18 protein-coding genes, 1 tRNA gene and 2 pseudogenes are annotated in these 24,491 nt (G+C 64.4%); 2 read left to right on the top strand and 19 right to left on the bottom strand.

All coding sequences use genetic code 11. The features are described 5' to 3' along the window. Nucleotides 1-66 precede the first annotated feature (66 nt). Together ABIB35_RS02455 and ABIB35_RS02450 are read left to right on the top strand one after the other, a co-directional pair. Complete coding sequence (locus ABIB35_RS02455) at nucleotides 67-1,014, top strand: ABC transporter ATP-binding protein (RefSeq protein ID WP_354178785.1); 948 nt, start codon at nucleotides 67-69, stop codon at nucleotides 1,012-1,014. Continuing rightward, a complete protein-coding gene (locus ABIB35_RS02450) occupies nucleotides 1,011-1,757 on the top strand; it encodes an ABC transporter ATP-binding protein (RefSeq protein WP_354178584.1) in 747 nt (248 codons plus the stop codon). Before ABIB35_RS02455 ends, ABIB35_RS02450 begins: the two co-directional genes overlap by 4 nt. 87 nt (nucleotides 1,758-1,844) lie before the next feature. Here ABIB35_RS02450 and ABIB35_RS02445 read toward each other — a convergent pair whose 3' ends face one another. The 19 genes and pseudogenes from ABIB35_RS02445 to ABIB35_RS02355 form a co-directional block, all read right to left on the bottom strand. Next, the gene (locus ABIB35_RS02445; RefSeq protein WP_354178582.1) at nucleotides 1,845-3,245 is read right to left on the bottom strand and encodes an ABC transporter substrate-binding protein; all 1,401 of its coding nucleotides are present in this window, start codon (nucleotides 3,243-3,245) and stop codon (nucleotides 1,845-1,847) included. A gap of 703 nt (nucleotides 3,246-3,948) precedes the next feature. After that, nucleotides 3,949-4,021: transfer RNA gene (locus ABIB35_RS02440), tRNA-Leu, on the bottom strand. A gap of 117 nt (nucleotides 4,022-4,138) precedes the next feature. Beyond that, nucleotides 4,139-5,521 (bottom strand): NAD(P)/FAD-dependent oxidoreductase, encoded by a 1,383-nt coding sequence (locus ABIB35_RS02435; RefSeq protein WP_354178580.1) that lies wholly within the window; start codon nucleotides 5,519-5,521, stop codon nucleotides 4,139-4,141. A gap of 31 nt (nucleotides 5,522-5,552) precedes the next feature. After that, nucleotides 5,553-6,953 (bottom strand): S8 family serine peptidase, encoded by a 1,401-nt coding sequence (locus tag ABIB35_RS02430; protein ID WP_502915709.1) that lies wholly within the window; start codon nucleotides 6,951-6,953, stop codon nucleotides 5,553-5,555. A gap of 11 nt (nucleotides 6,954-6,964) precedes the next feature. Continuing rightward, nucleotides 6,965-7,876: a Ppx/GppA phosphatase family protein gene (locus ABIB35_RS02425; protein WP_502915715.1), complete on the bottom strand. Its 912-nt coding sequence runs from the start codon at nucleotides 7,874-7,876 to the stop codon at nucleotides 6,965-6,967. Between the two features lie 189 nt (nucleotides 7,877-8,065). After that, nucleotides 8,066-8,653 (bottom strand): annotated as a pseudogene (locus ABIB35_RS02420) (DUF501 domain-containing protein); the annotation flags it as partial. A gap of 126 nt (nucleotides 8,654-8,779) precedes the next feature. Next, a complete protein-coding gene (locus ABIB35_RS02415; RefSeq protein WP_354178578.1) occupies nucleotides 8,780-9,580 on the bottom strand; it encodes an FtsB family cell division protein in 801 nt (266 codons plus the stop codon). A 169-nt stretch (nucleotides 9,581-9,749) separates the two neighbouring features. Then, nucleotides 9,750-11,033, bottom strand: coding sequence for a phosphopyruvate hydratase (eno, locus tag ABIB35_RS02410; RefSeq protein WP_354178577.1), 1,284 nt, complete (start codon nucleotides 11,031-11,033; stop codon nucleotides 9,750-9,752). Nucleotides 11,034-11,192: 159 nt separating this feature from the next. Continuing rightward, nucleotides 11,193-11,885 (bottom strand): MazG nucleotide pyrophosphohydrolase domain-containing protein, encoded by a 693-nt coding sequence (locus tag ABIB35_RS02405; RefSeq protein WP_354178576.1) that lies wholly within the window; start codon nucleotides 11,883-11,885, stop codon nucleotides 11,193-11,195. Beyond that, on the bottom strand, nucleotides 11,878-13,056 hold the full coding sequence (locus ABIB35_RS02400) for an adenosine deaminase (protein ID WP_354178575.1): 1,179 nt from the start codon (nucleotides 13,054-13,056) through the stop codon (nucleotides 11,878-11,880). Before ABIB35_RS02400 ends, ABIB35_RS02405 begins: the two co-directional genes overlap by 8 nt. 216 nt (nucleotides 13,057-13,272) lie before the next feature. Continuing rightward, a pseudogene (locus ABIB35_RS02395) lies at nucleotides 13,273-13,887 on the bottom strand (DedA family protein); the annotation flags it as partial. 117 nt (nucleotides 13,888-14,004) lie between these two features. Beyond that, the gene (locus tag ABIB35_RS02390; RefSeq protein ID WP_354178574.1) at nucleotides 14,005-15,294 is read right to left on the bottom strand and encodes a thymidine phosphorylase; all 1,290 of its coding nucleotides are present in this window, start codon (nucleotides 15,292-15,294) and stop codon (nucleotides 14,005-14,007) included. Between the two features lie 6 nt (nucleotides 15,295-15,300). After that, entirely contained in the window at nucleotides 15,301-15,717 is a 417-nt protein-coding gene (locus ABIB35_RS02385) for a cytidine deaminase (protein ID WP_354178572.1), read from the bottom strand. A gap of 298 nt (nucleotides 15,718-16,015) precedes the next feature. Then, nucleotides 16,016-17,302 (bottom strand): ABC transporter permease, encoded by a 1,287-nt coding sequence (locus tag ABIB35_RS02380; RefSeq protein WP_354178571.1) that lies wholly within the window; start codon nucleotides 17,300-17,302, stop codon nucleotides 16,016-16,018. Further along, nucleotides 17,299-18,561 carry an ABC transporter permease gene (locus ABIB35_RS02375; RefSeq protein ID WP_354178781.1) on the bottom strand — a complete coding sequence of 421 codons (1,263 nt, stop codon included), beginning with the start codon at nucleotides 18,559-18,561 and terminating at the stop codon, nucleotides 17,299-17,301. The genes ABIB35_RS02380 and ABIB35_RS02375 overlap by 4 nt, the downstream gene beginning before the upstream one ends. Nucleotides 18,562-18,662: 101 nt before the next feature. Beyond that, complete coding sequence (locus ABIB35_RS02370; RefSeq protein ID WP_354178569.1) at nucleotides 18,663-20,249, bottom strand: ABC transporter ATP-binding protein; 1,587 nt, start codon at nucleotides 20,247-20,249, stop codon at nucleotides 18,663-18,665. A gap of 161 nt (nucleotides 20,250-20,410) precedes the next feature. Beyond that, entirely contained in the window at nucleotides 20,411-21,532 is a 1,122-nt protein-coding gene (locus tag ABIB35_RS02365) for a BMP family lipoprotein (RefSeq protein ID WP_502915708.1), read from the bottom strand. Between the two features lie 284 nt (nucleotides 21,533-21,816). Beyond that, entirely contained in the window at nucleotides 21,817-22,983 is a 1,167-nt protein-coding gene (locus ABIB35_RS02360; protein ID WP_354178777.1) for an amidohydrolase, read from the bottom strand. 163 nt (nucleotides 22,984-23,146) lie between these two features. After that, entirely contained in the window at nucleotides 23,147-24,283 is a 1,137-nt protein-coding gene (locus ABIB35_RS02355; protein WP_354178568.1) for a mannose-1-phosphate guanylyltransferase, read from the bottom strand. Between the last annotated feature and the right edge of the window lie 208 nt (nucleotides 24,284-24,491).

Here is a 24,491-nt window from a genome sequence, read left to right as displayed (position 1 = left end):
AGCGGGGCGCAGCCCCGGGGTGCACACGCCGCCGCGGCAGAGACGGCACTGGCCGCCAATGAGTACATGGCCGATTCCCGTCCCATAGCCGAGGGAGCCGCGGAACCGGGCTGCCCCAAGCGGGATCCCATTCTGGTGGCACGGAACGTCACCCGGACATACGGCGGCATCAACGCGGTCGACGTCAAGCACGTGGAGATACCACGGCACAAAATCACCGCACTCATTGGCCCCAACGGCGCAGGAAAGACCACCCTGTTCAACCTTCTGACGGGGTTCGACACTCCGCAGTCCGGAGACTGGCAGTTCGAGGGCCGCGATTTGGCCGGAGTTTCCGCCTACAAGGTGGCCCGTCTGGGCATGGTGCGCACATTCCAGCTGACCAAGGTCATGGGAAAGCTCACGGTGATAGAGAACATGCGGCTCGGTGCCACCGCCCAGCCCGGCGAATCGCTCTGGCGGGCGCTGCTGCCTCCGGTCTGGCGCGGCCGCGAAAAGGAAATCACGGAGCAGGCCGACGTACTGCTGGCCAAGTTCAAACTTGATACCAAGCGCAGCGACTACGCCGCGTCGCTGTCCGGCGGGCAGCGCAAACTGCTGGAGATGGCCCGGGCGCTGATGGTCCGCCCCAAACTGGTGATGCTCGACGAGCCCATGGCCGGGGTGAACCCGGCACTGACCCAGTCGTTGTTGGACCACATCAAGAACCTCAAAGCCGAGGGCATGACCGTTCTGTTCGTGGAGCATGACATGCACATGGTGCGCCACATTGCAGACTGGGTGATTGTCATGGCCGAAGGCAAGGTGGTGGCCGAAGGACCTCCCGGCGAGGTCATGAAGGACCAGGCCGTTATTGACGCCTATCTCGGCGCCCATCACGACGTGGACCTGGGCGATTCCGAAGGCTTCGAAAAGCTGGAGGCCGAACTGGAGCAGGACCCTGAATCTTCGGTGGGTACCGAGCCTGACGGCGTCGTCGGCGGGCGGATAGAGGAACGGAAGGACCAGCCATGACAGCTGACACATTCGAGGGCAATTCTGTCGTCAAGGTGAGTGACCTCGTGGCCGGTTACATCCCGGGCGTGAACATCCTCAACGGCTGCAGTATTGAGGCCCGCCGCGGGGAGCTGATTGGCATCATCGGCCCCAACGGGGCGGGTAAATCGACGCTGCTCAAGGCCATGTTCGGACTGGTGAAAGTGCACTCGGGGACCGTTGTGGTCCGCGGACAGGACATCACCGGGCTCAAAGCCAACAAACTGGTCAGCCGGGGCGTGGGCTTTGTGCCGCAGAACAACAACGTGTTTCCATCTCTCACGATTGAAGAAAATCTGCAGATGGGCATGTTTCAGGCGCCGAAGAAATACAAGGAGCGCTTCGACTTTGTCGCCGAGCTTTTTCCTGAGCTGCGCCAGCGCCGCAGCCAGCGTGCCGGTTCCCTCTCCGGCGGAGAGCGCCAGATGGTGGCGATGGGCAGGGCGCTCATGATGGATCCGGCCGTCCTGCTGCTGGACGAGCCTTCCGCCGGGCTCTCCCCTGTCAAGCAGGACGAGGCGTTCCTGCGGGTCCACGAGATCAACCGGGCCGGTGTCTCCGTGATCATGGTGGAGCAGAACGCCCGCCGTTGCCTGCAGATCTGCGACCGTGCCTATGTCCTGGACCAGGGTAAGGACGCTTACACGGGAACGGGCCGGGAACTGATGAAGGATCCCAAGGTTATCCAGCTTTACCTGGGAACCCTCGCAGACACCGCCTGAGGGCCGCTGGAGCCGCACCGCAGACACAAAGCAACCCCCGCCGGTACCGACCGGCGGGGGTTGCTTTATGTGGTGCTGAACGGATCTTTAGAGCTTGCCCTCTTCGGAGCGGCTCGGCACCGGCTTGTTGTCGGCGTCGTACTGGTAGATGCCGATGTAGGCTTCCGTCGGGTCACCGTTCTCATCGAAGGTGACGGGACCGGAGTAGCCGTCGTAATCGATGTCGCCGCCGCCGCGCAGGATGGTGACACAGCCGGCGTAGTCGAAGCACTTCTCGCCTTCGGCTGAGACTCCCTGCAGCTCGGCGGCCATTGCCTTGCCATCCGTGCTGCCGGCTGCCTCAGCGGCCAGCGCCAGCAGCGTCACGGCGTCGTAGCTTTCACCGGCGTAGGACCAGTCCTTCAGCGCCGGATCAATTTCCAGCAATGAGGCCTTGAAATTGTCCGAGGCGAAGGGACCCGGAATGGTGCCCTGCGCCCCTTCCAGCGTTCCGGCTGCCAGATCCTTGCTGTAGTCCGAGGTGTTGCCGTCCACGAAGAACAGCTGCGTCGGGTCAATGCCCTTTGCGGTGAGCAGCGGAACAATGCTCTTGGCCTGCTCGAAGCTGATCACCACAATCGCGTCCGGCTTCGCGGCGGCGACCGCATCCACCTGGCTGCTGAACTGCGACTCGCCCTCGTTGAACATTTCTTCTGCGACGACCTGGCCGCCCGCGGATTCCACCGAGCTGCGGACATTGCTGGCCAGTCCGGTGCCGTAAGCGTCATTCAGGACAATCATGCCCACGGTCTGCGCACCGCAGCTCATGATGTAGTTGCCCAGTGTCCGTCCCTGCAGTACATCGGAGGGTGCGGTCCGCCAGTACAGGCCGTTGTCATCCCAGGTGGTGAAGTCCGGTGAGGTGTTGGCGGGCGAAAACTGGATGACGCCTGCTCCGGTGATCTGACCGATCACCGTCTTGGAAACGCCGGAGGAGGCGGCACCAACAATGGCGCTGACATCCTGGCTGAGCAGGTCAGTGACGGACTGGGTTGCGATGTCGGTGGTTGTATCGCCTGAATCGCGATGGATGATTTCCACCGGCTGGCCGAGGACACCGCCTGCCGCGTTGATCTCCTGGACGGCGAGGTTGGTGCCTGCAATTTCCGGCGGACCGAGGAATGCCAGCGCGCCCGTGGTGGGCAGCAGGGTGCCGATTTTCAGGGCAACATCAGTGGTACCGGTGGAGGCCGGAACAGCCGAGGCATCGCCCTTCTTTCCAGGATCCTCGCCCTTGCCGCCTTCGTTTGCGGGGCACGCCACGGCTCCTGCCGGGGCCGCATCTGCGGAAGAGGCCGACGGCGCTGGCGAGTCGCTAGAGTCTGATCCCGAGTCTCCCCCGCTGCAGCCGGTCGCGAACAGTGCCAACCCGAGCCCCAGTGCCGCGATCTTGGCCGCCCGGTTGTAACCGTCCAGGCCGTGACGGCCCGTGGTGCGTAGTGCAGTCATAGATTTTCTCCCCGATCGAAAGGCGGAGGCCTTTGATGCTCTTATCAGGTGTTCCTGATTAGAAGAAAAGCTAGTTGAATAATGAGTCAAACATAAGGGTTTAGGGTTACGTCCTTGTAACACTCATCACACTACGCACTCCCGCCCCTTGCATCCGGGGCGGGTCGAGGGTTAGAACGTGACGCCGGTGCGGGCCGTGTCAGACGGGACTGACATCCCGGTCAGAGGCGCCGTCCCAGCGGATGTAGAGGTCCTTGGGCAGCGGCACTCCCCCTGGTGATACAGGGGTTTTCGATTCTCAGGGCATTGCTCATGACGGTTCCCGGCGCAAAGGGGGCGGTGCGGAACGCTAGTGCCGCGCCGCTCGGAGAAATGCGGCCTCTCACCCATCTTCTCCCCGCAGGCCAACGAATAAGGGACATGATTGAGCAGCGTGAGGGCAACTGGACGGAGCGTCCGCTCCGGGAATGGTCCGGGACCTACGGAGGTTTCTATCTGCTCCCCGGCGATGCGTGGGGCATATCAGTGGCTGCGGACGGCAGCCCGCATGCCCGGTGCTGCTCCTGCACCTGGGAGTACGATGTGGACACCGAAGAGGAAGCAGTCAGGATGGTCACGGCGCACCTGCGGGTAGCCCATCCGGATGTGACCGGCGTGGTGAATCCGCAGGATCGCCCGGAGACTAAGGCTCCGGCTCCAGCGGTACCCCAGGTCGGACTCGAACCGACAACACGCAGATTTTAAGTCTGCTGCCTCTGCCATTGGGCTACTGGGGCCGAAGCAAAAGCTTCTGCTCAAGCCTACTGGATGGACGCTTCCCGCCGGAAACAGAGACGGCGGCCCCTCCCAAGGGAGGAACCGCCGTCGTACGCGTTAGCGCTGGAGGGAAGTGGTTACTTGACCGCTTCTTTCTTCTTGGCCGGGGTGGCAGCCGTTTCGAAGGCCCCGCGCGGGTTCTTCAGGTTGCGCAGATCGGTCAGGTCGCGGCCGTAGGTGATGTTCAGCAGCCAGCCGGAGACCACGCGGAACTTGCGCTCGAACATGGGCATGGCCAGACCGTGGTAACCGCGGTGTGCAACCCAGGCAGGGAAGCCCTTCATGCCGAAGCCCATGATGTTGGCAACGCCCTTGTACTGCCCCAGGCCGGCAACGGCACCGAGGCTCTTGTGGTTGTACTCCTCGACGCTGCCGACACCGTAGCGCGCAGCCAGGACGTTCTTGGCCAGCACCTTGGCCTGGCGCACGGCGTGCTGGGCGTTCGGAACGCAGAAACCGCCGACGCCGCCGCCGGAGAGATCAGGAACGGCCGACACATCGCCGGCAGCCCAGGCACCCTCAATGGGGCCGTCATCACCGGTGATACGTAGTTCGGCGTTGGCGCGGACGCGGCCACGGTCGTCGATCGGGAAGTCGGTGGCGCGGACCATCGGGTTGGCCTGGACACCGGCGGTCCAGATCAGGGTGTCGGTGCCGAATTCGCCGGCAGAGGACTTATCCGCCATGTTGATCAGCTTGAGCACGCCGTCTTCGGCCGAGGCCAGCGAGGTGTTCAGCAGCACCTCGATGCCGCGCTCGCGCATGCTGGAGACAACCCACTCGGCCTGGTCGGGCTTGACCTCGGGCATGACGCGGCCCATGGCCTCGATCATGACAAAGCGGAGGTCTTCGCGCTTGAGGCGGTCGTTGAGGCGGACCGCGTCGCGGGCCATGTCCTCAAGCTCAGTCAGGGTTTCAATGCCGGCAAAGCCGCCGCCGACGACGACGAAGGTCAGGGCGCGCTCGCGCTCCGGGCCTGCGGGCATCAGGGATGCGGATTCGATGCGCTCGAGGACGTGGTTCCGGGTGGCCACGGCTTCTTCAATGGTCTTCATGCCGATGCCGGCCTCGGCGAGGCCCGGGATCGGGAAGGTGCGTGTGATGGAGCCTGCGGCCAGGACAACGTCCTGGTAGGGAAGCTCAAATGCTTCGCCGTCGGCGAGCTCAATGGTGGCCGTGTGGGCCGCATGGTTAATGGAAACGACCTTGCCGGTGATCAGCTCGGTGTTCTTCAGGTGCATGCGGTGGGAGACAACGGCGTCGCGGGGCTCGATGGTGCCCGCAGCCACTTCGGGCAGGAAGGGCTGGTACGTCATGTAAGGCAGCGGGTCCACAACGGTGACGATGCCACCCTCAGCCTTGACCTTATTCTGGAGGTTCTTCGCTACGTAGAGACCTACGTAACCACCGCCTACCACCAAGACGCGGGGACGGTCTGAAAACTTTGTCGTAGATGCCATAACCTCATCGTACCTGAGTTTGTGAAAACCTTCACGAGTGGTTTGAGTGCTCCAGCGGACCGGTGTCCGAGTCCTCAAAAGCCGGGTTTTCCTGCTCCCGGCGGCGGGCTCTGGCGATGGCCACCGTTCCCGCGGCGGCGACCGAAAGCAGTAAGACGCCGAAGCCCACCACCAGCGTTCCGGGCAGCAAATCAGCTTCCGTGCCGGGCACGATGGCAACCGGAACGGTTGGCTCCGGCACATTCGGGGCCGACGGTTCCACCGCTACCGGAGCATCCGTGGCCGGAGCCGCGGAGGCGTCGCGGCGGTGTATGCGGATCCAGTCGGCGATGTTGCCCAGCGGATTGGCCGTGACGGAGGGAACGTCGGCGGTCAGCGCGGCTCCGGCGTCCAGCAGCCCGTATCCGTACAGTGTGTCCTGCCCGGGCGTCCCGGCGTCACGGGCTGTAGCGATGATGCGGTTGATGACGTCTGCGGCGCTGAGGTCCGGATAGGCGGAACGGATCAGCGCTGCGGTTCCGGCCACCAGCGGAGCAGCTCCGGAGGTTCCGCTCCAGTCCGCATACCGGGCCGGCCCCACGGGAAGACCGCCCACCAGGTCCTCTGCGGGTGCAGCCACACCTATGCTGATGCCTTCGGAAGACGAATCCCAGCTTGCCTCGCCGTTGCGATCCACCCCGGCAACCGTAAGAACCCCGGGGATGGTGGCCGGAGCGCCCACCTGGACCATGCCGACTCCGCGGTTTCCGGCCGCAACAACCACCACCACGTCCTGCTGCTCAGCGTAGAGGAAGGCCTCGTCCCAGCTTTCCGGCCAGGACGTGGAGCTGCTGCCCAGGGACATGTTGATCACGCGGGCACCGTTGTCCACGGACCACCGGATGGCGGCGGGAATCTGGTCTTCGATGGGAATACCGGCCGGATTGTCCGGTCCGATCCACGCCGAAACGGCCAGCAGCTCGGCCTTGGGAGCCACGCCGATGATTCCCTCGGATTTGGCCGGTTCCTTGGCCGGCTCCGCATCTTCCTTGGTGTCCTTTTTCCCGTCTTTGTCGGTTGCGGCGGGCGACGGCGGGGCGGCGGGGGCATGTCCGCGCCCGGCCAGCAGGGTTGCCACCAGCGTCCCGTGCGAGGGGTTACTGCCCAGGCCCCTGCTGCCGGCCGGATCTCCGGCACCGGATACGTCGGTCCCTCCGGTGACCGCACCCGTCAGGTCCGGGTGGGTCGGGTCGATGCCGGTGTCGATAACGGCCACCTTCACGCCTTCGCCCTGGCTGACGGCCCAGGCCTTATCAAAGCCGTAGTCCGTCAGCCAGTACTGCTTGTTGCGCCAATCGTCGGCCTGCGCCGGGGCAGCCGGAAGAAAGGTCAGCGCCAACAGCGCCGCCACCAGGATCCCGCTTGTTCCCTTTCGCTTCCGCGGGGAAGCCACGGACGCACGGGTCACCGTGCAGCGCTCAGGGCTATGCCGTCCAGAATGTCGTGCTCGCTGGTCACCGCTGAGGAGACCCTGCCGTCCGTCAGCTCCGAAACCCGGTCCACGATGGTCTGCCAGATCAGCGCACCCGCGCCAATCACGTCCACGCGGCCCGGATGCATGTAGGGCAGTTTCGCCCGCGCATCCCGGTCCATGTGCAGCAGCTCATTGGCTGCCTGGTCAATCCGGGCGGCATCGAGCTCGGTGCCGTGAATCGACTCGGCTGAATATTCGGGCAGGTGCAGGGCGTGGGCGGTCACCGTGGTGATAGTGCCGGCAACCCCCACCAGCCGGTCAGCATCAGCCAGCGGAACGGTGGGCAGGACCTGGGCGATGATGTCCAGGATCTCGCCGCGGGCTACCGTAATTTCCGCGTCAGTGGGCGGATTGGATGTGAGGTGGCGTTCGGTGAAACGCACGCAGCCCATGTTGGTGCTCTTGGCCGCCAAAACACCGTTGGACGTTCCCAGCACAAACTCAGTGCTGCCGCCGCCCAGATCCACCACCAGGGTCTTTGACCCGTTGCTGCCGCCCAGGACGCTGGTTGCGCCGGCAAAGGACAGCGCGGCTTCTTCGTCTCCGGTGATGACTTCGGGCTCCACACCCAGTCGCTCCCGGATTCCAGCCACGAACTCTTCACGGTTTTGTGCGTCGCGGCTGGCGGAGGTGGCCACGAAACGGATGCGCTCGGCGCCGTGCTCACGGATCAGCGCTGCGTATTCGTCGGCTGCTTCAAAGGTGCGCTCCAGCGCTTCCGGAGTCAGGCGTCCGGTGGCGTCCACGCCCTGTCCCAGCCGGTTGACCCGCATCAGGCGAACGACGTCGGTCAGCCGGGGAACGTCGTCGTCCTGCGTCACGTCGGCGATCAGCAGGCGGATGGAATTGGTGCCGCAGTCAACAGCGGCAACCCTGACCGTGGGGCGGCTGGCGTGCGTTGTTCCTTCAGCACTGGACTGCTGCGGTGCGCTTCCTGGTTCCTGCACTGCTTCCCCCTGCTGTTCGGCGTTGGCTGCGGCTGCTACGGACTCGCGGCGGGCGGCACGCTTGGCGTCCAGTTCCTCAGCCGAAAGGCCCTGAGTCTTGGTGTGCCGGCTCAGGTCACGGCTGGGAACGGCACCCGTGGTGTCCCACGCGCCCTCACAATAGCAGCGGTCGCGGGTCCACCACGCGGAAATGCGGTCCAGCGCTTCATCCCCCAGTGGGTTGACGCCGGGACCGGCGGCCAGGGAGTGTCCCACCAGCACATGAAGGCACTTCACGCGGGTGGGCATGCCGCCTGCTGAAACGCCGTCGATCTCGGGAACGGGGCCCACGCCGGTACGCGCACCAATTTCGTTGCGGACCTGGAGGTAAGCCTCGTGGGCGGCCCGGTAGCGGGCCGAAAGCTCGGGATCCTGCTCCAGCCGCTCGGTCATTTCGTTCATCACGCCCGCGGCTTCAAGCCGGGAGACAGCCGCAGTGATGACCGGGTGCGTCAGGTAATACGTGGTGGGGAACGGGATGCCGTTGCTGAGGCGCGGAGCCGTGGTGGCAACCAGGGGGTTGCCGCAAACACAACGTGCACCGATTTCCACGACGTCGCGTGCCGGCCTGCCGAGCTGCCGGCTCAGGGTCTCCAAATCTTCGGAGGTGGGGGTGAGCTGCTGCTGGGTCATGCCGGAGGTTCCTTCCTGGGGGCCCTGACAAGGCCCGGGCTGATGATGGTCTGCGCTAATAAGATTACTGTGCGCAGAAGGGTAACGGAGCCGCGTCCGCGCTCCTTCGGTTCCGGGGCGTCAGGCCTACGGGGCGTTGGCGGACCGCTTCACGGAGTCCCAGAGGGCATCAACCCACTGCAGATCCTCGTCCTTTTCCTGGGCCTGGAGCTCCACGTTTTCCACCCCGTGCTCGCCCTTGACCAGATAGCGGGTCTCCCCGGGCAGCACCAGGAAAATCCGTTCCCGGGCCTGCTGCTTGATGTAATTCGGATCCTCCCAGCGCTGGAGCTGCGACTCCAGCGTGCGGGAGGTCTCTTTCTGTTCGGCGATTTCGGCCTCCATGGCCGCGATGTCTGAACGCTGGTGGAGGTAGGTGTTCACCGACGGCGCCAGCAGCACAGTGACCACAACAGTCACCATGGCCAGAACCAGCAGGCGTCCGGAGAAGGCCTTGGCCGGAACGGGGCGCAGGTCATCCGCTGTTTCCTCTGCGGAGAGCCCGGCGGCCGAGCCTTCGGCGAGGATCCGGGAGCGCCGACGCAGCCGGCCGGCAGCAGCCGCGGCTTTGCCCCGTCCGGCCGAATCGGTTGACCCTCCGGCTTCCGGCTTGCCCGCTTTGGCTTTGGCGGGCTTTGTTCCGGTCTTGGGTGCTGCCGTTTTGGGGGAAGCGGTTTTGGCGGCTGCCGTTTTGGCGGACTCCTTCGACGGGCGGGAGCCGGTGCCTACGGTGCCTTCCACCGGTTTCGTGGCACTGATGACGTCCGGATCAGCAGCCGTGTTCCGTCGTCGAACCGGCCGTGCCTCGCTGCGGCCTGCGCGCCCACCGGTGTCGGAGCCGTCCGGGGCGGAGCCTGCCTTGGGGACTTTCGGACGTCGGGTGGGCATGGAACTCCTTGATGACAACGAAACTGGCTGGGCGTGGGCCCGCGGAACACGGGCCCTGAACAATGGCGGTTTGTGCACAGCATTTAGGCACAACAGCACTTAAACACGACAACGCTTAAACACAACTGGCGGGCACCCTCGTTAACGAGGGTACCCACCAGCAGCAGGCTTACTCTGCCGTGAAACGCGGGAACGCGCTGCGTCCTGCGTAGCGGGCGGCGTCGTCGAGCTCTTCTTCGATGCGCAGCAGCTGGTTGTACTTGGCAACACGCTCGGAGCGGGCGGGGGCGCCCGTCTTGATCTGGCCCGCGTTGGTGGCAACGCAGATGTCAGCGATCGTGGTGTCCTCGGTTTCGCCGGAGCGGTGCGAGGTGATCGTGGTGTAACCCGCGCGCTGGGCCATGGTGATGGCATCCAGCGTTTCGGTCAGGGTGCCGATCTGGTTGACCTTCACCAGCAGGGAGTTGGCGGCGTTTTTCTTGATGCCGGTCTCCAGACGGGTGGGGTTGGTGACAAAGAGGTCATCTCCCACAATCTGGACCTTGTTGCCGATGGAGGCGGTCAGCGTCTGCCAGCCGTCCCAGTCCTCTTCGTCGAGGGGATCCTCGATGGAAACGAGGGGGTAGTCACGGACCAGTTCCTCGTAGTAAGCGGACATTTCGGCAGCGGTGCGCTTGGTGCCTTCGAAGAGGTAGGAGCCGTCCTTGTAGAACTCGGAGGCTGCAACGTCCAAGGCCAGGGCGATATCCGTGCCCGGCGTGTAGCCGGCGCGCTTGATGGCCTCGAGGATCAGGTCCAGGGCTGCACGGTTGGACGGCAGGTTCGGAGCGAAGCCACCCTCGTCGCCAAGGCCGGTGGAGAGGTTCTTTTCCTTCAGCACGGACTTGAGGTTGTGGTAGACCTCAACACCCCAGCGCAGGCCCTCGGAGTAGGTCTGTGCGCCCAGGGGAACAATCATGAATTCCTGGATGTCCACGTCGGAATCCGCGTGCGAGCCGCCGTTGAGGATGTTCATCAGCGGCACGGGCAGGATGTGCGCGTTGGGGCCGCCGAGGTAGCGGTACAGCGGCAGGGCTGCGGATTCTGCAGCGGCGCGGGCCACGGCAAGGGAAACGCCGAGCATGGCGTTGGCGCCCAGGTTGGACTTGTTGTCCGTGCCGTCCAGATCGATCATGGTCTGGTCGATGGCGCGCTGGTCAGCGGCGTCGAAGCCCAGCAGCGCCGGCTGGATCTGCTCGATGACCGCTTCAACGGCCTGCAGGACACCCTTGCCCTGGTAACGGGTCTTTTCGCCGTCGCGGCGCTCGTTGGCCTCAAAGGCGCCGGTCGAGGCGCCGGACGGAACCGCGGCGCGGCCAAACGTGTCATCATCCAGCAGAACCTCTACCTCAACGGTGGGGTTTCCGCGGGAATCCAGGATTTCGCGGGCGTGAATGGCATCGATGATTGCCATGGGAATGCTCCTGTTCGTTGGAACGCTAGGGGTAACTACAGCCCGGCCTATGAAACCGGCCACGCTGTCTGCTTCCAGCCTAGTTGAAACCGGCGCCGTAGTAAGGCCCTCGGCCGCCATTCCGGCTCCTGTGGGGTGGCCAACGGAGGCGAAACGGCCCTAGCGGCCGGCCGTAAAGCGGCGGACTGCGGCCCGGAGGGCGGCTTCGGCATCCAGGCCCTGCGCCTGAGCCTGACGGACGACGTCGAACAGGTGGTCTCCCAGTTCCGCCTGCCCCTGCCAGGTCCGCTCGGCTGTGGTGCCCGGTGCTGCCGCCGGCACGTCCAGCCCGGCACGCCGGGCCCGGTCCTGTGTTTTGGCGGCCAGCAGGAGGGCCGGAAGTCCCGCCGGAATGCCGTCGAAGGGCGAGGCACGGCCGGGCTTTTCTCTCTTCTTAACCGCGTCCCACGCCCCTTCAATCTCGGCGGTATCCCCGGTAGTCCCGGCACGCAGGGAGCCGTCGGGGGCAAAAACATGAGGATTCCTGCGGATCATTTTGGCTGTCAGCGAATCCACCACCTCACCAATGCCAAAGTGGCCTGATTCCGCCTGCAGCCGGGCGTGCAGCAGGACCTGGAACAGCACATCGCCCAGTTCCCCGGCCAGCTCCTCCGCGTCTGAGGGGCCGGTATGCCCTGTCTCCACTGCCTCAACCACTTCATAGGACTCCTCGATGAGGTATTCCAGCAGCGATTGATGAGTCAGTGCGGCAGTCCACGGGCAGCGCTCACGCAGGACGGCGATGACCTGGACCAGGCGGGTAAACCGCCGGCCCAGGTCACCGCCGTCAGCGTGTGGTGCCTGCTCAGCCACGGGCCTGGTTAAAGCCTTCCGTGACGTAGGCGGCCAGGGCGTCGCGCTCTTCGAGCGGAAGGAAAGCGGCATCCACCGCGTTCATCGTGAGCTCAAGAATGTCGTCAAGATCATAGTCAAAGGTGTCTGCCAACAGCTCAAATTCGCCGGTCAGTGTGACGCCGCTCATTAGCCGGTTGTCGGTGTTCACCGTCACCTGGAAACCGGTTTGGTAGAGCAGATCAATGGGGTGCGACTCGATGTCCTCACCGAAGGAGGCGATGGCACCGGTCTGCAAATTAGAGGACGGGCAGATTTCCAGGGGAATTCCGCGGTCGCGGACCCATCCGGCCACCTGTCCAATGGAGACCATGCCCACCGCAGTGTCTCCAGTCTCTGCGGACGTGCCGTCTGCCATGCTGGCCTCCGGGCTGTCCTCGGAATCGAAGTCCACCTCGATGTCTTCAGCAATGCGCACCCCGTGGCCCAGCCGCAGCGCACGTCCGTGCACCAGCGCCTCCCTGATGCTCTCCACTCCGGCGGCTTCGCCGGCGTGGACGGTCACGGGGAACTGATTCTCGGCCAGGTAGGTGAACGCCTCGGCGAAGCGGGAGGCGGGGAACCCGTCCTCGGCGCCGGCGATGTCAAAACCCACGGCGCCGTTGTAGCGGTGCCGGACGGCGAGCTCAGCAATTTCCATACCGCGGTCAGCATGGCGCATGGCGGTAATGAGCTGGCCAACCTGAATCAGCCGCCCGTCTTCTTCAACGGCGTCCACGCCGGCGTCCAGCCCTTCCTGGACGGCTTCCACGGCTTCGTCCAGGCTCAGGCCGCCCTTCACATGCTGCTCGGGTGCCCAACGGATCTCCGCGTAGATGACGCCGTCGTCGGCCAGGTCCTCCACAAACTCGCGGGCCACCCGCGCCAGTCCCTCACGGGTCTGCATCACGGCAATGGTGTGGTCAAACGTCTCCAAATAACGCACCAGCGATCCGGAGTTCGCGGACTCGCGGAACCACTCCCCAAGTGCCACCGGATCGGTGGAGGGAAGCTCATGTCCAACAAGCGCGGCAAGTTCGATGATCGTCGCCGGGCGCAGCCCGCCGTCGAGGTGGTCGTGCAGCGAAACCTTGGGCAGGCTACGGATGTCGAGGGTCGGGTCAGAGGCGGGAAGCAGTATGGGCTCAGTCACGAAGCCAACTCTACGTGAGCTGCGGCACTTGTTTCGGCCGTCTATGGTTCAGGGCGTTTCGGCCCGGTTTCCATGGTGTTCTGCGTCCGCCCTGGTGGCGCTGCCGTCGTTGCTGGTGCTCCCGCCGTCGGTGCCGCTACCGCCGTCGGGCCGGGGCGTGGTGGAGGGAGGAGCTTCGCGCCCTGCCTGCGCCGCTTCATGCCGCAGACGGGCCGCTTCCCGGGTGGTCTGCAGCGGCGTGGGCCCGCGGAGCTTGGTGATGATCCGGTCGATAATCAGGCCCAGGACCATTGCCGCTGCAATAGCCACCACCACACCCAGCAGGTGGTTGTGCTCGAACCAGGCGCCGGCCAGCGCGCCGACGGCCACGCTGTAGCCGGCCCAGACCACTGCGGATATAGCGGTTAGGGTGATGAATTTCCGCCGGGGGAACCCGGTGGCCCCGGCCGTGAGGTTCACGACCACACGGCCAATCGGAATGAAGCGCGCCACCAGGATCAGCGATACGGCGCGCTTGTCCAGCTCTCTGCGGGCCCAGACGAATCCGCGTTGCATCCGTGGTCCGCGCATCCAGCGGAACCGTTCAAGGCCAATCCCGCGGCCCATCAGGTATGCCAGATTATCGCCAAGGAACGCTCCGCAGGCCGCTGCCGCAATCACCAGCCAGGGGTTGGGGCCTGCACCGCTAGCCACCAGCGCGGCCAATCCCACCACAATGGATTCACTGGGCACCGGCGGAAAGAAACCGTCAATCAGGCAAAAGGCAAACAGCACCAGGTAGACCCACCAGGCATCGGCGGAGAGCAGGATAAAGGTATTGATACTGTCCATTGCGGCGCTCAGCACGTCGTGGCGGCTCTCCTCGAATCGGTCTCTGGTATCTACAACGATGCCACCAACGCATCAGTGCCCGCCAACCGGGGTGCCCGCTGCGGGCACCCCGATTGGTCAGCCAATGCGGTCGATAATCAGCTTCTGCGCCGGACGGGATCCCTGGGGAGCAATAACGACGGCGTGCTCCAGAGCTTCGCGGGCACGCTCGAATTTCTCCGGTGTGTCGGTCAGCAGGGTCATGAGCGGCTGGCCGGCGCGGACGCCGGCTCCGGGCTTGGCATGCAGGCGCACGCCGGCACCGGCTTGAACCTTATCCTCCTTGCGGGCCCGGCCGGCCCCGAGCCGCCAAGCCGCCACTCCCACGGACAGCGCATCCAGTTCCACCAGCACACCGTCTGCGGGTGCATAGATGGTTTCGGATTCCCGTGCCACCGGCAGCGTGGCGTCGGGGTCCCCGCCCTGGGCGGAGATCATGCGCCGCCACACATCCATCGCCCGGCCGTCCTTCAAGGCGGCTGCCGGATCGGCGTCCGGCCGGCCGGCGGCGGCCAGCATTTCCTGTGCGAGCCGGACGGTCAATTCAACGACGTCGTCCGGTCCGCCGCCGGCGAGCACGTCTACGGACTCCTGCACCTCAATGGCGTTGCCGGCCGTCAGGCCCAGCGGAGTGGACATGTTGGTCAGCAGAGCCACGGTGTTGACACCGGCGTCCTGGCCGAGCGCCACCATGGTTTCAGCCAGTTCGCGTGCGCTGGCTTCGTCCTTCATGAACGCGCCGGAACCCACCTTCACATCCAACACCAGCGAGCCGGTGCCTTCGGCAATCTTCTTGCTCATGATGGAGGAAGCGATCAGCGGAATGGCCTCCACCGTCCCGGTTACGTCGCGCAGCGCGTACAGCTTCTTGTCCGCCGGAGCCAGACCGGCACCGGCAGCGCAGATGACGGCGCCGACGTCGGCCAGCTGTGCCATGATCTCGTCATTGGACAGGTTGGCCCGCCATCCGGGGATGGCTTCCAGCTTGTCCAGAGTGCCGCCGGTGTGGCCCAGACCGCGCCCGGAAAGCTGCGGAACGGCAACGCCAAAGACAGCCACCAGAGGAGCCAGCGGAAGGGTGATCTTGTCCCCCACGCCACCGGTGGAGTGCTTGTCTGTGGTCGGCTTTCCCAGCGAGGAGAAGTCCATTCGGACCCCTGACGCAATCATGGCGGCCGTCCAGCGGGAGATTTCCTGGCGGTTCATCCCGTTGAGCAGGATCGCCATGTTCAGCGCGGCCATCTGTTCATCTGCGATGGCACCGCGGGTGTAGGCGTCAATGGTCCAGTCAATCTGTTCCGGCGACAGGATGCCCCGGTCCCGTTTGATGCCAATGATGTCTACGGCGTCGAACTGTTCGCTGCTCATATGTTCCTACCCTTCCAGGTGCTGAGGTCCAAAGGCATCCGGCAGGACTTCGTCCATGGTCCGGATGCCGCTTACGGTCATTAGCTGCATGTTCGGTGCCCGGAATTCGTAGAGCAGCTGCCGGCATCGGCCGCACGGCATCAGGATTTCCCCGGCTCCGTCCACGCAGACGAATGCCGCCAACAGGCCTCCTCCGGTCATGCGCAGAGAGCTGACCAGGGAGCATTCGGCGCAGAGCGTCAGCCCGTAGGAGGCGTTTTCCACGTTGCACCCGGAGATCACCCGGCCGTCGTCGGTGAGGGCGGCTGCACCCACCGGGTACTTCGAGTACGGCACGTAGGCGTGAGCTAGGGCCGCGCGGGCAGTATCCGTCAGGGCAGCCCAGTCCACGGCCGGGGAAGAAGTTGCGGTGTTCTCTGTCATTGTTCTCCTCGTTGCGGTTCCGGGCGGTGCGGTGTCTGCTACTGCGCCGCTCCTCCGGTGCTTCTGGGCGGTGCGGTGCTGGTGGTCGGGGCCGGACTCGGGGCTTCCACCCCTCGCCCTTCATCAACTCAGTCGTCGAGTGTCGAGAAAATGTCCCTGCACTCCCCCGAGTGTCGGGAAAATGCCTCTTCGGCCCGTCGAGTGTCGACAAAATCGCCTTCACGAAGCGTGATTGCGGCATCGTCGCGACACTCGACGGACAAAGCGGCACCGTCGCGACACTCGATCAGGGTTCGCTCTAGCCCTTGACGTAGGGAATGCCGCTGGCCGCCGGCGCCCGGGATTTTCCGACCACCCCGGCCACAGCGAAGATCGTGACCAGATACGGAAGCATGGCAAGGAACTGGTTGGGCACAGGCGTTCCGAGCAGGCTCAGGACGTACTGCAGATTGGTGGCGAAACCGAAGACCAGCGCTGCAAAGAACGCTCCGATCGGGTTCCAGCGGCCAAGGATGAGTGCCGCCAGGGCAATGTAGCCCTGCCCGGCAGTCATGTCCCGGCCGAAGCCGGACACGGACACCAGCGTGAAGAAGGCACCACCCATGCCGGCAACCGCACCGGCAAGGAGCACATTTAGGAACCGGGTGCGGTTTACGTTGACGCCAAGGGTGTCTGCCGCCTTGGGATGCTCACCCACGGCGCGGGTGCGAAGTCCCCAGCGGGTGCGGAACAGTCCAAACCAGACGGCAGCCACGGCAACGTACATGAGGTAACCGATGATCGACTGGTCAAAGAGGATGGGGCCGATCACGGGAATGTCCGCCAGGAACGGAATCCGAAGGTTGGGCAGCCGCGGCGGTGAATTCCATTTGGCGCCGTCTTTACTAAGCACCGTGGAGAACAGGAACCCGGTCAGCCCGGACACCAGCACGTTCAGGACCACGCCCACGATCACCTGGTTGACGATGTACTTGATGCTGAACACTGCAAGCACCAGGGACACCAGGACCCCGGCGACCATGGCGGCGAGCAGCCCAACAAAAGCGCTGCCCGAGAGCGAGCCGGCAACAGCTGCGGCGAATGCGCCGAACAGGAGCTGGCCTTCAATGGCGATGTTCACGATGCCGGAACGCTCGCACAGTACGCCGGAGAGCGAGCCGAAGATCAGCGGAACGGCCAGGGTGACGGATCCGGCGAGCAGACCGTACAGGGCCACGTTGGTGGTGCGTGCGCTGCCCACAGCCCAGGTCAGGAAGGCGAGGACGAAGATCACGGCGAAAACCGCAATCAGCCAGCCCGGAATCCGTAGCCCGCGGCTGGTCAGGAAAGCGGAGTGTGCGGCGGCCAGAGCCAGCAGGATGCCGGCGGCCCAGCCAACCAGCGGCGCCCACAGCACCACATTAGGCAGGGTCACTGCCGCCGACTCGTCGGTAAGGCGGAATGTCACCTCGGCGGACGGGGTCCCGAGCGCGAAAACCAACAGGGCGATAACCGCCAGGACGCCCAGCAGGATTGGTGTTTTCCAGCTGCGGACGGATCGGACGACAGTCTCCGGACGGGAGGAAAGTGTTGCTGCGGTGCTCATGCTGCTCCTCCGGCTGCTTCAGTCTGCTTGGCGGTCATGCGCTTGCCGGAGGTCTTGAGGGCTCCGGGCGGCGGAATCCTGAAAATACTGCGCACCAGCGGCGGGGCAGCGATAAACAGGACGATCAGGGACTGCACCACAAGGACAATGTCGATGCTGGTGCCCGTGCTGGTCTGCATGGTGACTCCCCCGGCACGGAAAGCACCGAAGAGGATGCCCGCCGCCAGGGTTCCCCAGGGGCTGGAGCGCCCCAGCAGGGCCACCGTGATGGCATCAAACCCGAAGCTGGCGGCCACATCACCGGTGAGGACACGCTCGGTTCCCGAGACCTGCGAGACGCCGGCCAGTCCGGCCAGCGCGCCGGCAATCAGCATCACCAGCACATAACCCTTGGTAGTGCTGATCCCGGCATTCCGGGCTGCTGCGGGATTGGCGCCCACGGCCCGGAGTTCAAATCCGGTGGTGGAGCGGTTCAGCAGCCACCAGACAAAGACTGTGGCCGCGATCGCCAGGACAAATCCCCAGTGCAGGCGGAAGCTTCCGGACAGCAGTTTGGGGAACATTGCCGAGTCGTCCAGCTGGGGGCTGATCGGGTTGTTGGAGCCGGGCCGCTGGAAGGCGGGGGTGGTCAGCAGGAAGGTGGCCAGCTGAATGGCAATGTAGTTGAGCATGATCGTCACGATCACCTCATGCGCTCCGGTCCGGGCTTTCAGCAGGCCGGCAATGCCGCCCCACAAGGCACCGCCGATAGCCCCGGCCAGGATAACCAGCAGCAGGTGCAGCCCTGCAGGCAGATGCAGGGTGAAACCGACCCAGGCGGCGGTGGTGGCGCCAATGACAATCTGGCCCTGGGCACCAATGTTGAAGAGGCCGGCCCGGAAGGCCAGGGCGACGCCGAGGCCGGCGAAGATCAGCGGGGTGGCCACTGTCAGCGTTTGGGTCAGCGGATAGATGAAGCGCGAGAAGGTTTCGGCTTCGGTGTTGACTACGGAGCCCTGGAACAGAGCAATGTAGGCGCCGGAGGCTGCCGACCAGGCAGCGGACAGCAGGTCACCGGGTCGGCTGAAGAAGTACGACGCCGATTTGCCCACCTCTTCGTCGGTGGCCGCAATCAGGATTCCGCCGATGATGAGGGCCAGCAGGACAGCCAAAAGGGAGACAACGGCGTTTCCGGTCAGAATCCGGCGAAGCCTTCCCGACGCTTGTTCGGGGTGCAGCTCGCCGCTCTGCGCGTCGGCGGGCACAGCGGGCGGAGGCATGGCGCCGCCGGCTGTCTCCGTCGCAGCTTCCAACCGGATTTCCTCGGCGCTGGCCGTGCTGCGCGCCTCGGCGGCGCCGCCGGACTTGGTCTCTTTCGGACTCACTGGGCTTCTCCCTCTGCATCAATCTGCTGCTCAGCCGCGTGACGCGGCGCCGGGGCGCCGTCCGCGCCGGCGGCGAGTGCCTCATCGGCTGTCATGCCGGCCATCATCAGGCCCAGCACATCCCGGGATGTGTCCCCCGGAACAATGCCCATCAGCTTGCCGCCGTACAGGACGGCGATCCGGTCAGCCAGCTCGGAAACTTCGTCCAGTTCGGTGGAGACAATCAGGACCGGAGTGCCGCCGTCGCGCTCGGCAAGGATGCGCCGGTGCAGGAACTCAATGGAGCCCACGTCGACGCCGCGCGTGGGCTGGGAGGCGATGAACAGGGACAGCGGGCGGGACAGCTCCCGGGCCATGACCACTTTTTGCTGGTTTCCGCCGGACAGGGTTCCTGCGGCTGCGGCCGCCGACTGTGTGCGGATGTCAAACTCCGCGATCTTCTCCGCGGCGTTGGCGGCCACCTGCGCCGGCTTCATAGACAGGCCGCGGGCAAAGGGGGCATCGTCGTAACGGTTGAGGATCAGGTTTTCCGCCACGGAAAAAGTACCCACCAGGCCGTCGACATTGCGGTCCTCCGGAACGAAGCCCACGCCCTGGTTAATGATGTCCTTGACCTTGCGGCCGATCAGCTCCGTGCCGTTGAGGCGGATGGAGCCGCTGACATGTTCCTGCAGGCCAAGTACGGCTTCGGTGAGTTCGGTTTGGCCGTTGCCCTGAACCCCGGCCACCGCAAGGATTTCTCCCGTGCGGATGCCAAAGCTGATGTCATCCACAACGGCCTGGCCAGTGGCAGAGCGCACGGTCAGGTTCTCCACGCGGAATGTTTCCTCGCCCGGCTGTGCGGGGGCCTTGTTCAGATTCAGGCTGACGGCGCGGCCCACCATCATCGAGGCCAGCTCGGTGGTGGAGGCACTCGGCGGTGCATCACCCACTACTTTGCCGCGGCGGATGACGGTAATAACGTCCGACACTGCTTTGACTTCGCGCAGCTTGTGGGAAATGAACACCACTGACTTTCCGTCGGCCGTGAGCTGGCGCATGATGGCCAGCAGCTCATCGGTTTCCCGGGGAGTGAGCACTGCGGTGGGCTCGTCCAGGATCAGCACCTTCGCGTCTCGGATCAGCGCCTTGATAATTTCCACGCGCTGCTGAACACCAACCGGCAGGTCTTCGACAACGGCATCGGGATCGACGTCGAACCCGTACTGTTCTGAGATCCGGCGGATCTGGCTGCGGGTCTTATCCAGGTTCAAGGCTCCGCCCAGGGCGGTGCTCTCATGTCCGAGGGCAACGTTCTCCGCCACGGTGAACACCGGGACCAGCATGAAGTGCTGGTGCACCATGCCGATTCCGGCTGCCATGGCGTCGCCCGGCCCGTTGAATGTGACGGGCTTGTCATCGATGAGAATTCGGCCCTCGGATGGCTCATAGAGTCCGTAGAGGACATTCATGAGGGTTGACTTGCCGGCTCCGTTTTCGCCGAGCAGGCTGTGGACCTGCCCGGGTTCGACCACCAGGTCTATGTGGTCATTGGCCACCAAGGTGCCAAACCTCTTGGTGATGCCCTGAAGTTCGAGTTTCAAAACCCCAACCAATCTGTGCTTGGGTGCCCGGGCACATCCCGGGCTCCGTGTGTGATGTCCATCCCCATGAGACGAAGAGTACCCGGCACAGACAAACCGCCATGTTCCCTTCCAACCTGGCCGGAAGGGAACATGGCGGCGTCTGCGGGTACTACCCGTTGTTACTTGGGGCTGGAGGCCGAGTCCACGGTGATGTCACCGGAGATGATCTGGGCCTTGATGTCCTCGATGGAGTCCTGGACTTCCTGCGGAACGCCGCCGTTGTGGAACGGCGCCAGCGTGACGCCGCCGTTCTCCAGCGTTCCGATGTACGGGGTGGAATCGAAGTCGCCGTCAACGGTGGTGGTGAAGACTTCCTCCACTGCGTCGCCCATGAGCTTCATGACGGAGGTCAGGATGATGTCCTGGCCCTTGTCCAGGGTTTCCACGCCGTCGGAGTCCACCCAGATAATCTTCGTGGCCTTGCCTGACTCGTTGGCCGCTACAGCGGCATCAACGGCACCGGTGCCCACCGGTCCGGCAACCGGCATGATGATGTCGGCGCCCTCATTGATGAAGTTTTCGGTGGTGGTCTTGCCGGCACTGGTGTCTTCGAAGCTTTCGACGAAGGAGCCATTCTGGGATTCCTTGTCCCAGCCGATGAGCTCGACGTCGGCGTCGTTCTGCTCGTTGTAGTACGCCACGCCGTCCGCGAAACCGTCCATGAAGATGGTCACGGTGGGGATGTTCATGCCGCCGAAGGTGGCAACCTTGCCGGTCTCGGTGGACCCGGCAGCTACGTAGCCGGCCAGGAAAGCAGCCTGAGCCGTGTCATAGATGATCGGCTTGACGTTCTCCAGGGCGATCTGGTTGTCATCGACAATGGCAAACTTCAGGTCCGGGTTGTTGGTAGCCGCTTCCTTGGTGGCGTCCGAGAGGTTGAAGCCAACGGTGACCGTCAGGTCACAGGCCTTCTGGACCATGCTGTCCACGTTCGGAACAAAGTCGGTGCTGCTGACGGATTCCGCCGTGGCGGTCTCGATGCCCAGGTCTGTTTCGGCGGCGGTCAGGCCCTCAAAGCTGGACTGGTTGAACGAGCGGTCATCCCAGCCGCCGGAGTCGGACACCATGCAGCCCAGGAAGTCGGCGCCTGCGGTCGAGGAGTTGGAGGCCTCGGAACCGGAGGTGGAACCGGCCTCTTCTTCCGGTGCGGCACCGCAACCGGAGAGCAGGAGCGCCGAAACGCCGAGCATGGCGGCGGAAACGCCGGCGTTGCGCTTGAAGCTGCGCGGGAAGTTCTTCAATGTTCCTCCAGAAAAGAAAATGGGTGCCACGCGCAGAAATACTCTGTTCCTGCCCGCTCCGTAGGAGGGGCCGGCCGTCACGTGGTGCAGCGTTCCGGCCATAGGTGGACCGCAGCAAGCCCATCCTATGTCCTGCGACACAGACTGTGAGCCACATAACCGCCCGGAGGGGTCATTGTTTACATGTTGTTATTATTTGCAAGCAAATGACGCAGTTCGTCTCCGTATGACCCGCAAATAGTTACCTGGACTCACCCGCGCAAAAGAGCGGACCGCGCCCGCAACTAGTGCCGCAGCCCCCGCGCCGCCCGCACAGCTGCCGCTGCCATCACGCTGACTCCGGTGCTGATGGCCAGTTCATCGGGATTATAGTCACCCCGGTGCAGGTCATAGGTCTCGCCGCCCGGCGTTCGGGTTCCGAGCCGCATCAGGGCACCGGGCACCGTCTGGGTCATCCAGGCGAAGTCCTCGCCGCCCATGGACTGGGGAGCCAGGATAATCGAGTCCTCCCCCAGCTCAGCACGGGCAGCCGCCTCGATCAGGCTGGTTTCGGCGTCCTTGTTGATGACCGGCGGCACCCCCCTGGTGTGTTCGAGCCGAACGTCCACGCCAAAGGGTGCGGCCGTCTGGCGGACGACGTCGTCAAGCAGTTCCCCGGCGGCGTACCAGGCCTCAGCATCAAGGCAGCGCATGGTGCCGGACATGAAACCGTGAGCCGGAATGGCGTTGGGCGCGGAGCCGGCATGCATCTGTCCCCACACCACGGAGACACCGCTGCGCACGTCAATCCGGCGGGACAGCACGGCCGGCACGCTGACGGCAATCTCCGCTAGGGCAAACACGAGGTCTTCGGTGAGGTGCGGACGGGAAGTGTGCCCGCCCCGGCCCGCCAGCTCAATGCGGATGGTGTCGGAGGCGGAGGTGATCGCACCAATGCGGGTTCCCACCTGCCCGACGTCGATCCTCGGGTCGCAGTGCAGGGCAACGATCCGGGGCATGCCCTCCAGGACGCCCTGCTTGATGACACCCAGCGCACCGCCGGGCATCACCTCCTCGGCAGGCTGGAAGATGACCCGGACCCGGCCGCCAAGCTCTCCTGCGGCGTCCAGCTTTGCCAGAACCTGTGCCACGCCCACCATGACCGTGGTGTGGATGTCGTGACCGCAGGCATGCGTGATGCCTGAATTAACGGAGGCGTACGGGAGCCCGGTTTCCTCAAGCACCGGCAGCGCGTCGATGTCCGCGCGGAGGCCGATCCGCAGCGGCCCTTCGCCGATGTCAACGTAGGCTCCGGTGCCTTCGAGCCGGACCGGTTTCAGCCCTGCCGCTTCCAGCGCAAGCACAATCTGATCGGTGGTGCGGAATTCCTTGGTCGACAGTTCCGGGTGCTGGTGGAGGTCCCGGCGGAACGCGATCAGCGGGCCCAGAATCGGAGCGACGTTACCCCGCATGGAGGGAACCGGTGAACTGTTCAGTGGAGTGGTAGGCACAACTTCTAGGTTAGCCACTGTGGTTACCGTTACGGGAACCGTGTGACTCTCTTTTGTGTTATGGACATCAATGATGCCGGCAACAGACCCGGATCAGACCTCCTTACCCCGGATCTGCCAGCCCTTACAGGACGTCGGTGTCGCCGCTGGCCTTAAGATGCTCCACGGCTTTCTTGACCTCCTGGGCATGCTCCTTGGTGGTGACCAGCAGAGCGTCCATGGTGTCCACAATGACAATGTCTTCGATGCCGATCAGCGCAATCACCCGCTTGGTATCCGAGACGACAATTCCGGAGGCGTTCTCAGAGTAAACCCGGGCGCCTTCTCCCATGACGGTGAGGTCACTGTTTTCAGCGGCGGGATTCAGGCGGCCAATAGCGGCGAAGTCTCCGACGTCGTCCCAGTTGAAGATGCCCGGAATCATGGCAACATCGCCGGCGGCCGCTGCGGGCTCCGCCACGGCGTAATCAATCGCAATCTTGGGCAGCGTGGGCCATACCCGGCGTACCACCTCGCGGCGGTGCGGAGTGTCCCAGGCGTCCGCTATCTCCATCAGGCCCACGTAGAGCTCCGGCTCGTTGGCTTCCAGATGCTTGAGCATCAGGTCCACCGGAGCCACGAACATCCCGGCGTTCCAGCTGTACCGGCCGTTCTTAAGGTAAGTGCGGGCCACTTCCTCCGAGGGCTTTTCCACAAATTCGACGACGGCGTGCGCGCTCGGTGCGCCCGCAATGTCCAGCGGATCTCCAGCCCTGATGTAGCCGAATCCGGTGGCGGCATGGGTGGGATGGATACCGATGGTGACGATGTACCCCTGAGCGGCCGTGTGGATCGCTTCACGCACGGCGTCCTGGAACACGTCAACCGGCGCAATCACCTGGTCTGCGGCGAAGGAGCCCATGATGATGGTCGGATCCCGCTTAAAGAGGATGGCTGCGGCGAGGCCGATGGCCGCCGCGGAGTCCTTGGGCTCCATTTCCAGCACCAGGTTCTCGTTGGTAATTTCCGGAAGCTGCTTCCGAACCGCCTGGCGGTGGAGGGTGCCGGTCACCACCATCACGCGGTCACCGCTGAGCGGGCGCAGCCGGTCATAGGTGGCGCGGATGAGGGTAGATCCCGATCCCGTCAAATCATGCAGGAACTTGGGGGCCGCGGCGCGGGACAGCGGCCACAGTCGCGTGCCGACACCGCCTGCCGGAATGACGCCGTAGAAGCGGTCGAAGTCCGTGGCGGAAGGATTGGGGCTCGGTTCTGTACTCATCAGAGCCTAGATTAGCCGACGGACGCACCGGCAGCCCGGAGCGACGCCGTGACTGTCCGGGACACATCCGCTCCCGGCGGCCGCCCTGCCCTGCTGCCTCCCGCCAATCGCACCCCTTTCCGTCACGGAGTGTAACGAGGGTCACATGATAGGCCCACCTAAATTGAAAGCGCTCTGCGGGAGACCTAGATTATGCTTGAGCTTATAT

Origin of the sequence: Arthrobacter sp. UYP6 (assembly GCF_040547315.1) — a bacterium.
In the GTDB taxonomy this organism is placed as follows: Bacteria; Actinomycetota; Actinomycetes; order Actinomycetales; family Micrococcaceae; genus Arthrobacter_B.
Note: the sequence above shows the minus strand (reverse complement) of the source record. Positions and strands in the feature narration are given on the sequence as shown.

Bases quoted from the DNA above. Each gene is read 5' to 3' on its own strand.
- ABIB35_RS02390 (WP_354178574.1), bottom strand. From the start codon at position 15,294: ATGAGCAGCGAACAGTTCGACGCCGTAGACATCATTGGCATCAAACGG.
- ABIB35_RS02445 (WP_354178582.1), bottom strand. From the start codon at position 3,245: ATGACTGCACTACGCACCACGGGCCGTCACGGCCTGGACGGTTACAAC.
- ABIB35_RS02435 (WP_354178580.1), bottom strand. From the start codon at position 5,521: ATGGCATCTACGACAAAGTTTTCAGACCGTCCCCGCGTCTTGGTGGTA.
- eno (WP_354178577.1), bottom strand. From the start codon at position 11,033: ATGGCAATCATCGATGCCATTCACGCCCGCGAAATCCTGGATTCCCGC.
- ABIB35_RS02455 (WP_354178785.1), top strand. From the start codon at position 67: ATGGCCGATTCCCGTCCCATAGCCGAGGGAGCCGCGGAACCGGGCTGC.
- ABIB35_RS02380 (WP_354178571.1), bottom strand. From the start codon at position 17,302: ATGAGCACCGCAGCAACACTTTCCTCCCGTCCGGAGACTGTCGTCCGA.
- ABIB35_RS02385 (WP_354178572.1), bottom strand. From the start codon at position 15,717: ATGACAGAGAACACCGCAACTTCTTCCCCGGCCGTGGACTGGGCTGCC.
- ABIB35_RS02375 (WP_354178781.1), bottom strand. From the start codon at position 18,561: ATGCCTCCGCCCGCTGTGCCCGCCGACGCGCAGAGCGGCGAGCTGCAC.
- ABIB35_RS02450 (WP_354178584.1), top strand. From the start codon at position 1,011: ATGACAGCTGACACATTCGAGGGCAATTCTGTCGTCAAGGTGAGTGAC.
- ABIB35_RS02415 (WP_354178578.1), bottom strand. From the start codon at position 9,580: ATGCCCACCCGACGTCCGAAAGTCCCCAAGGCAGGCTCCGCCCCGGAC.
- ABIB35_RS02355 (WP_354178568.1), bottom strand. From the start codon at position 24,283: ATGAGTACAGAACCGAGCCCCAATCCTTCCGCCACGGACTTCGACCGC.
- ABIB35_RS02360 (WP_354178777.1), bottom strand. From the start codon at position 22,983: ATGCGGGGTAACGTCGCTCCGATTCTGGGCCCGCTGATCGCGTTCCGC.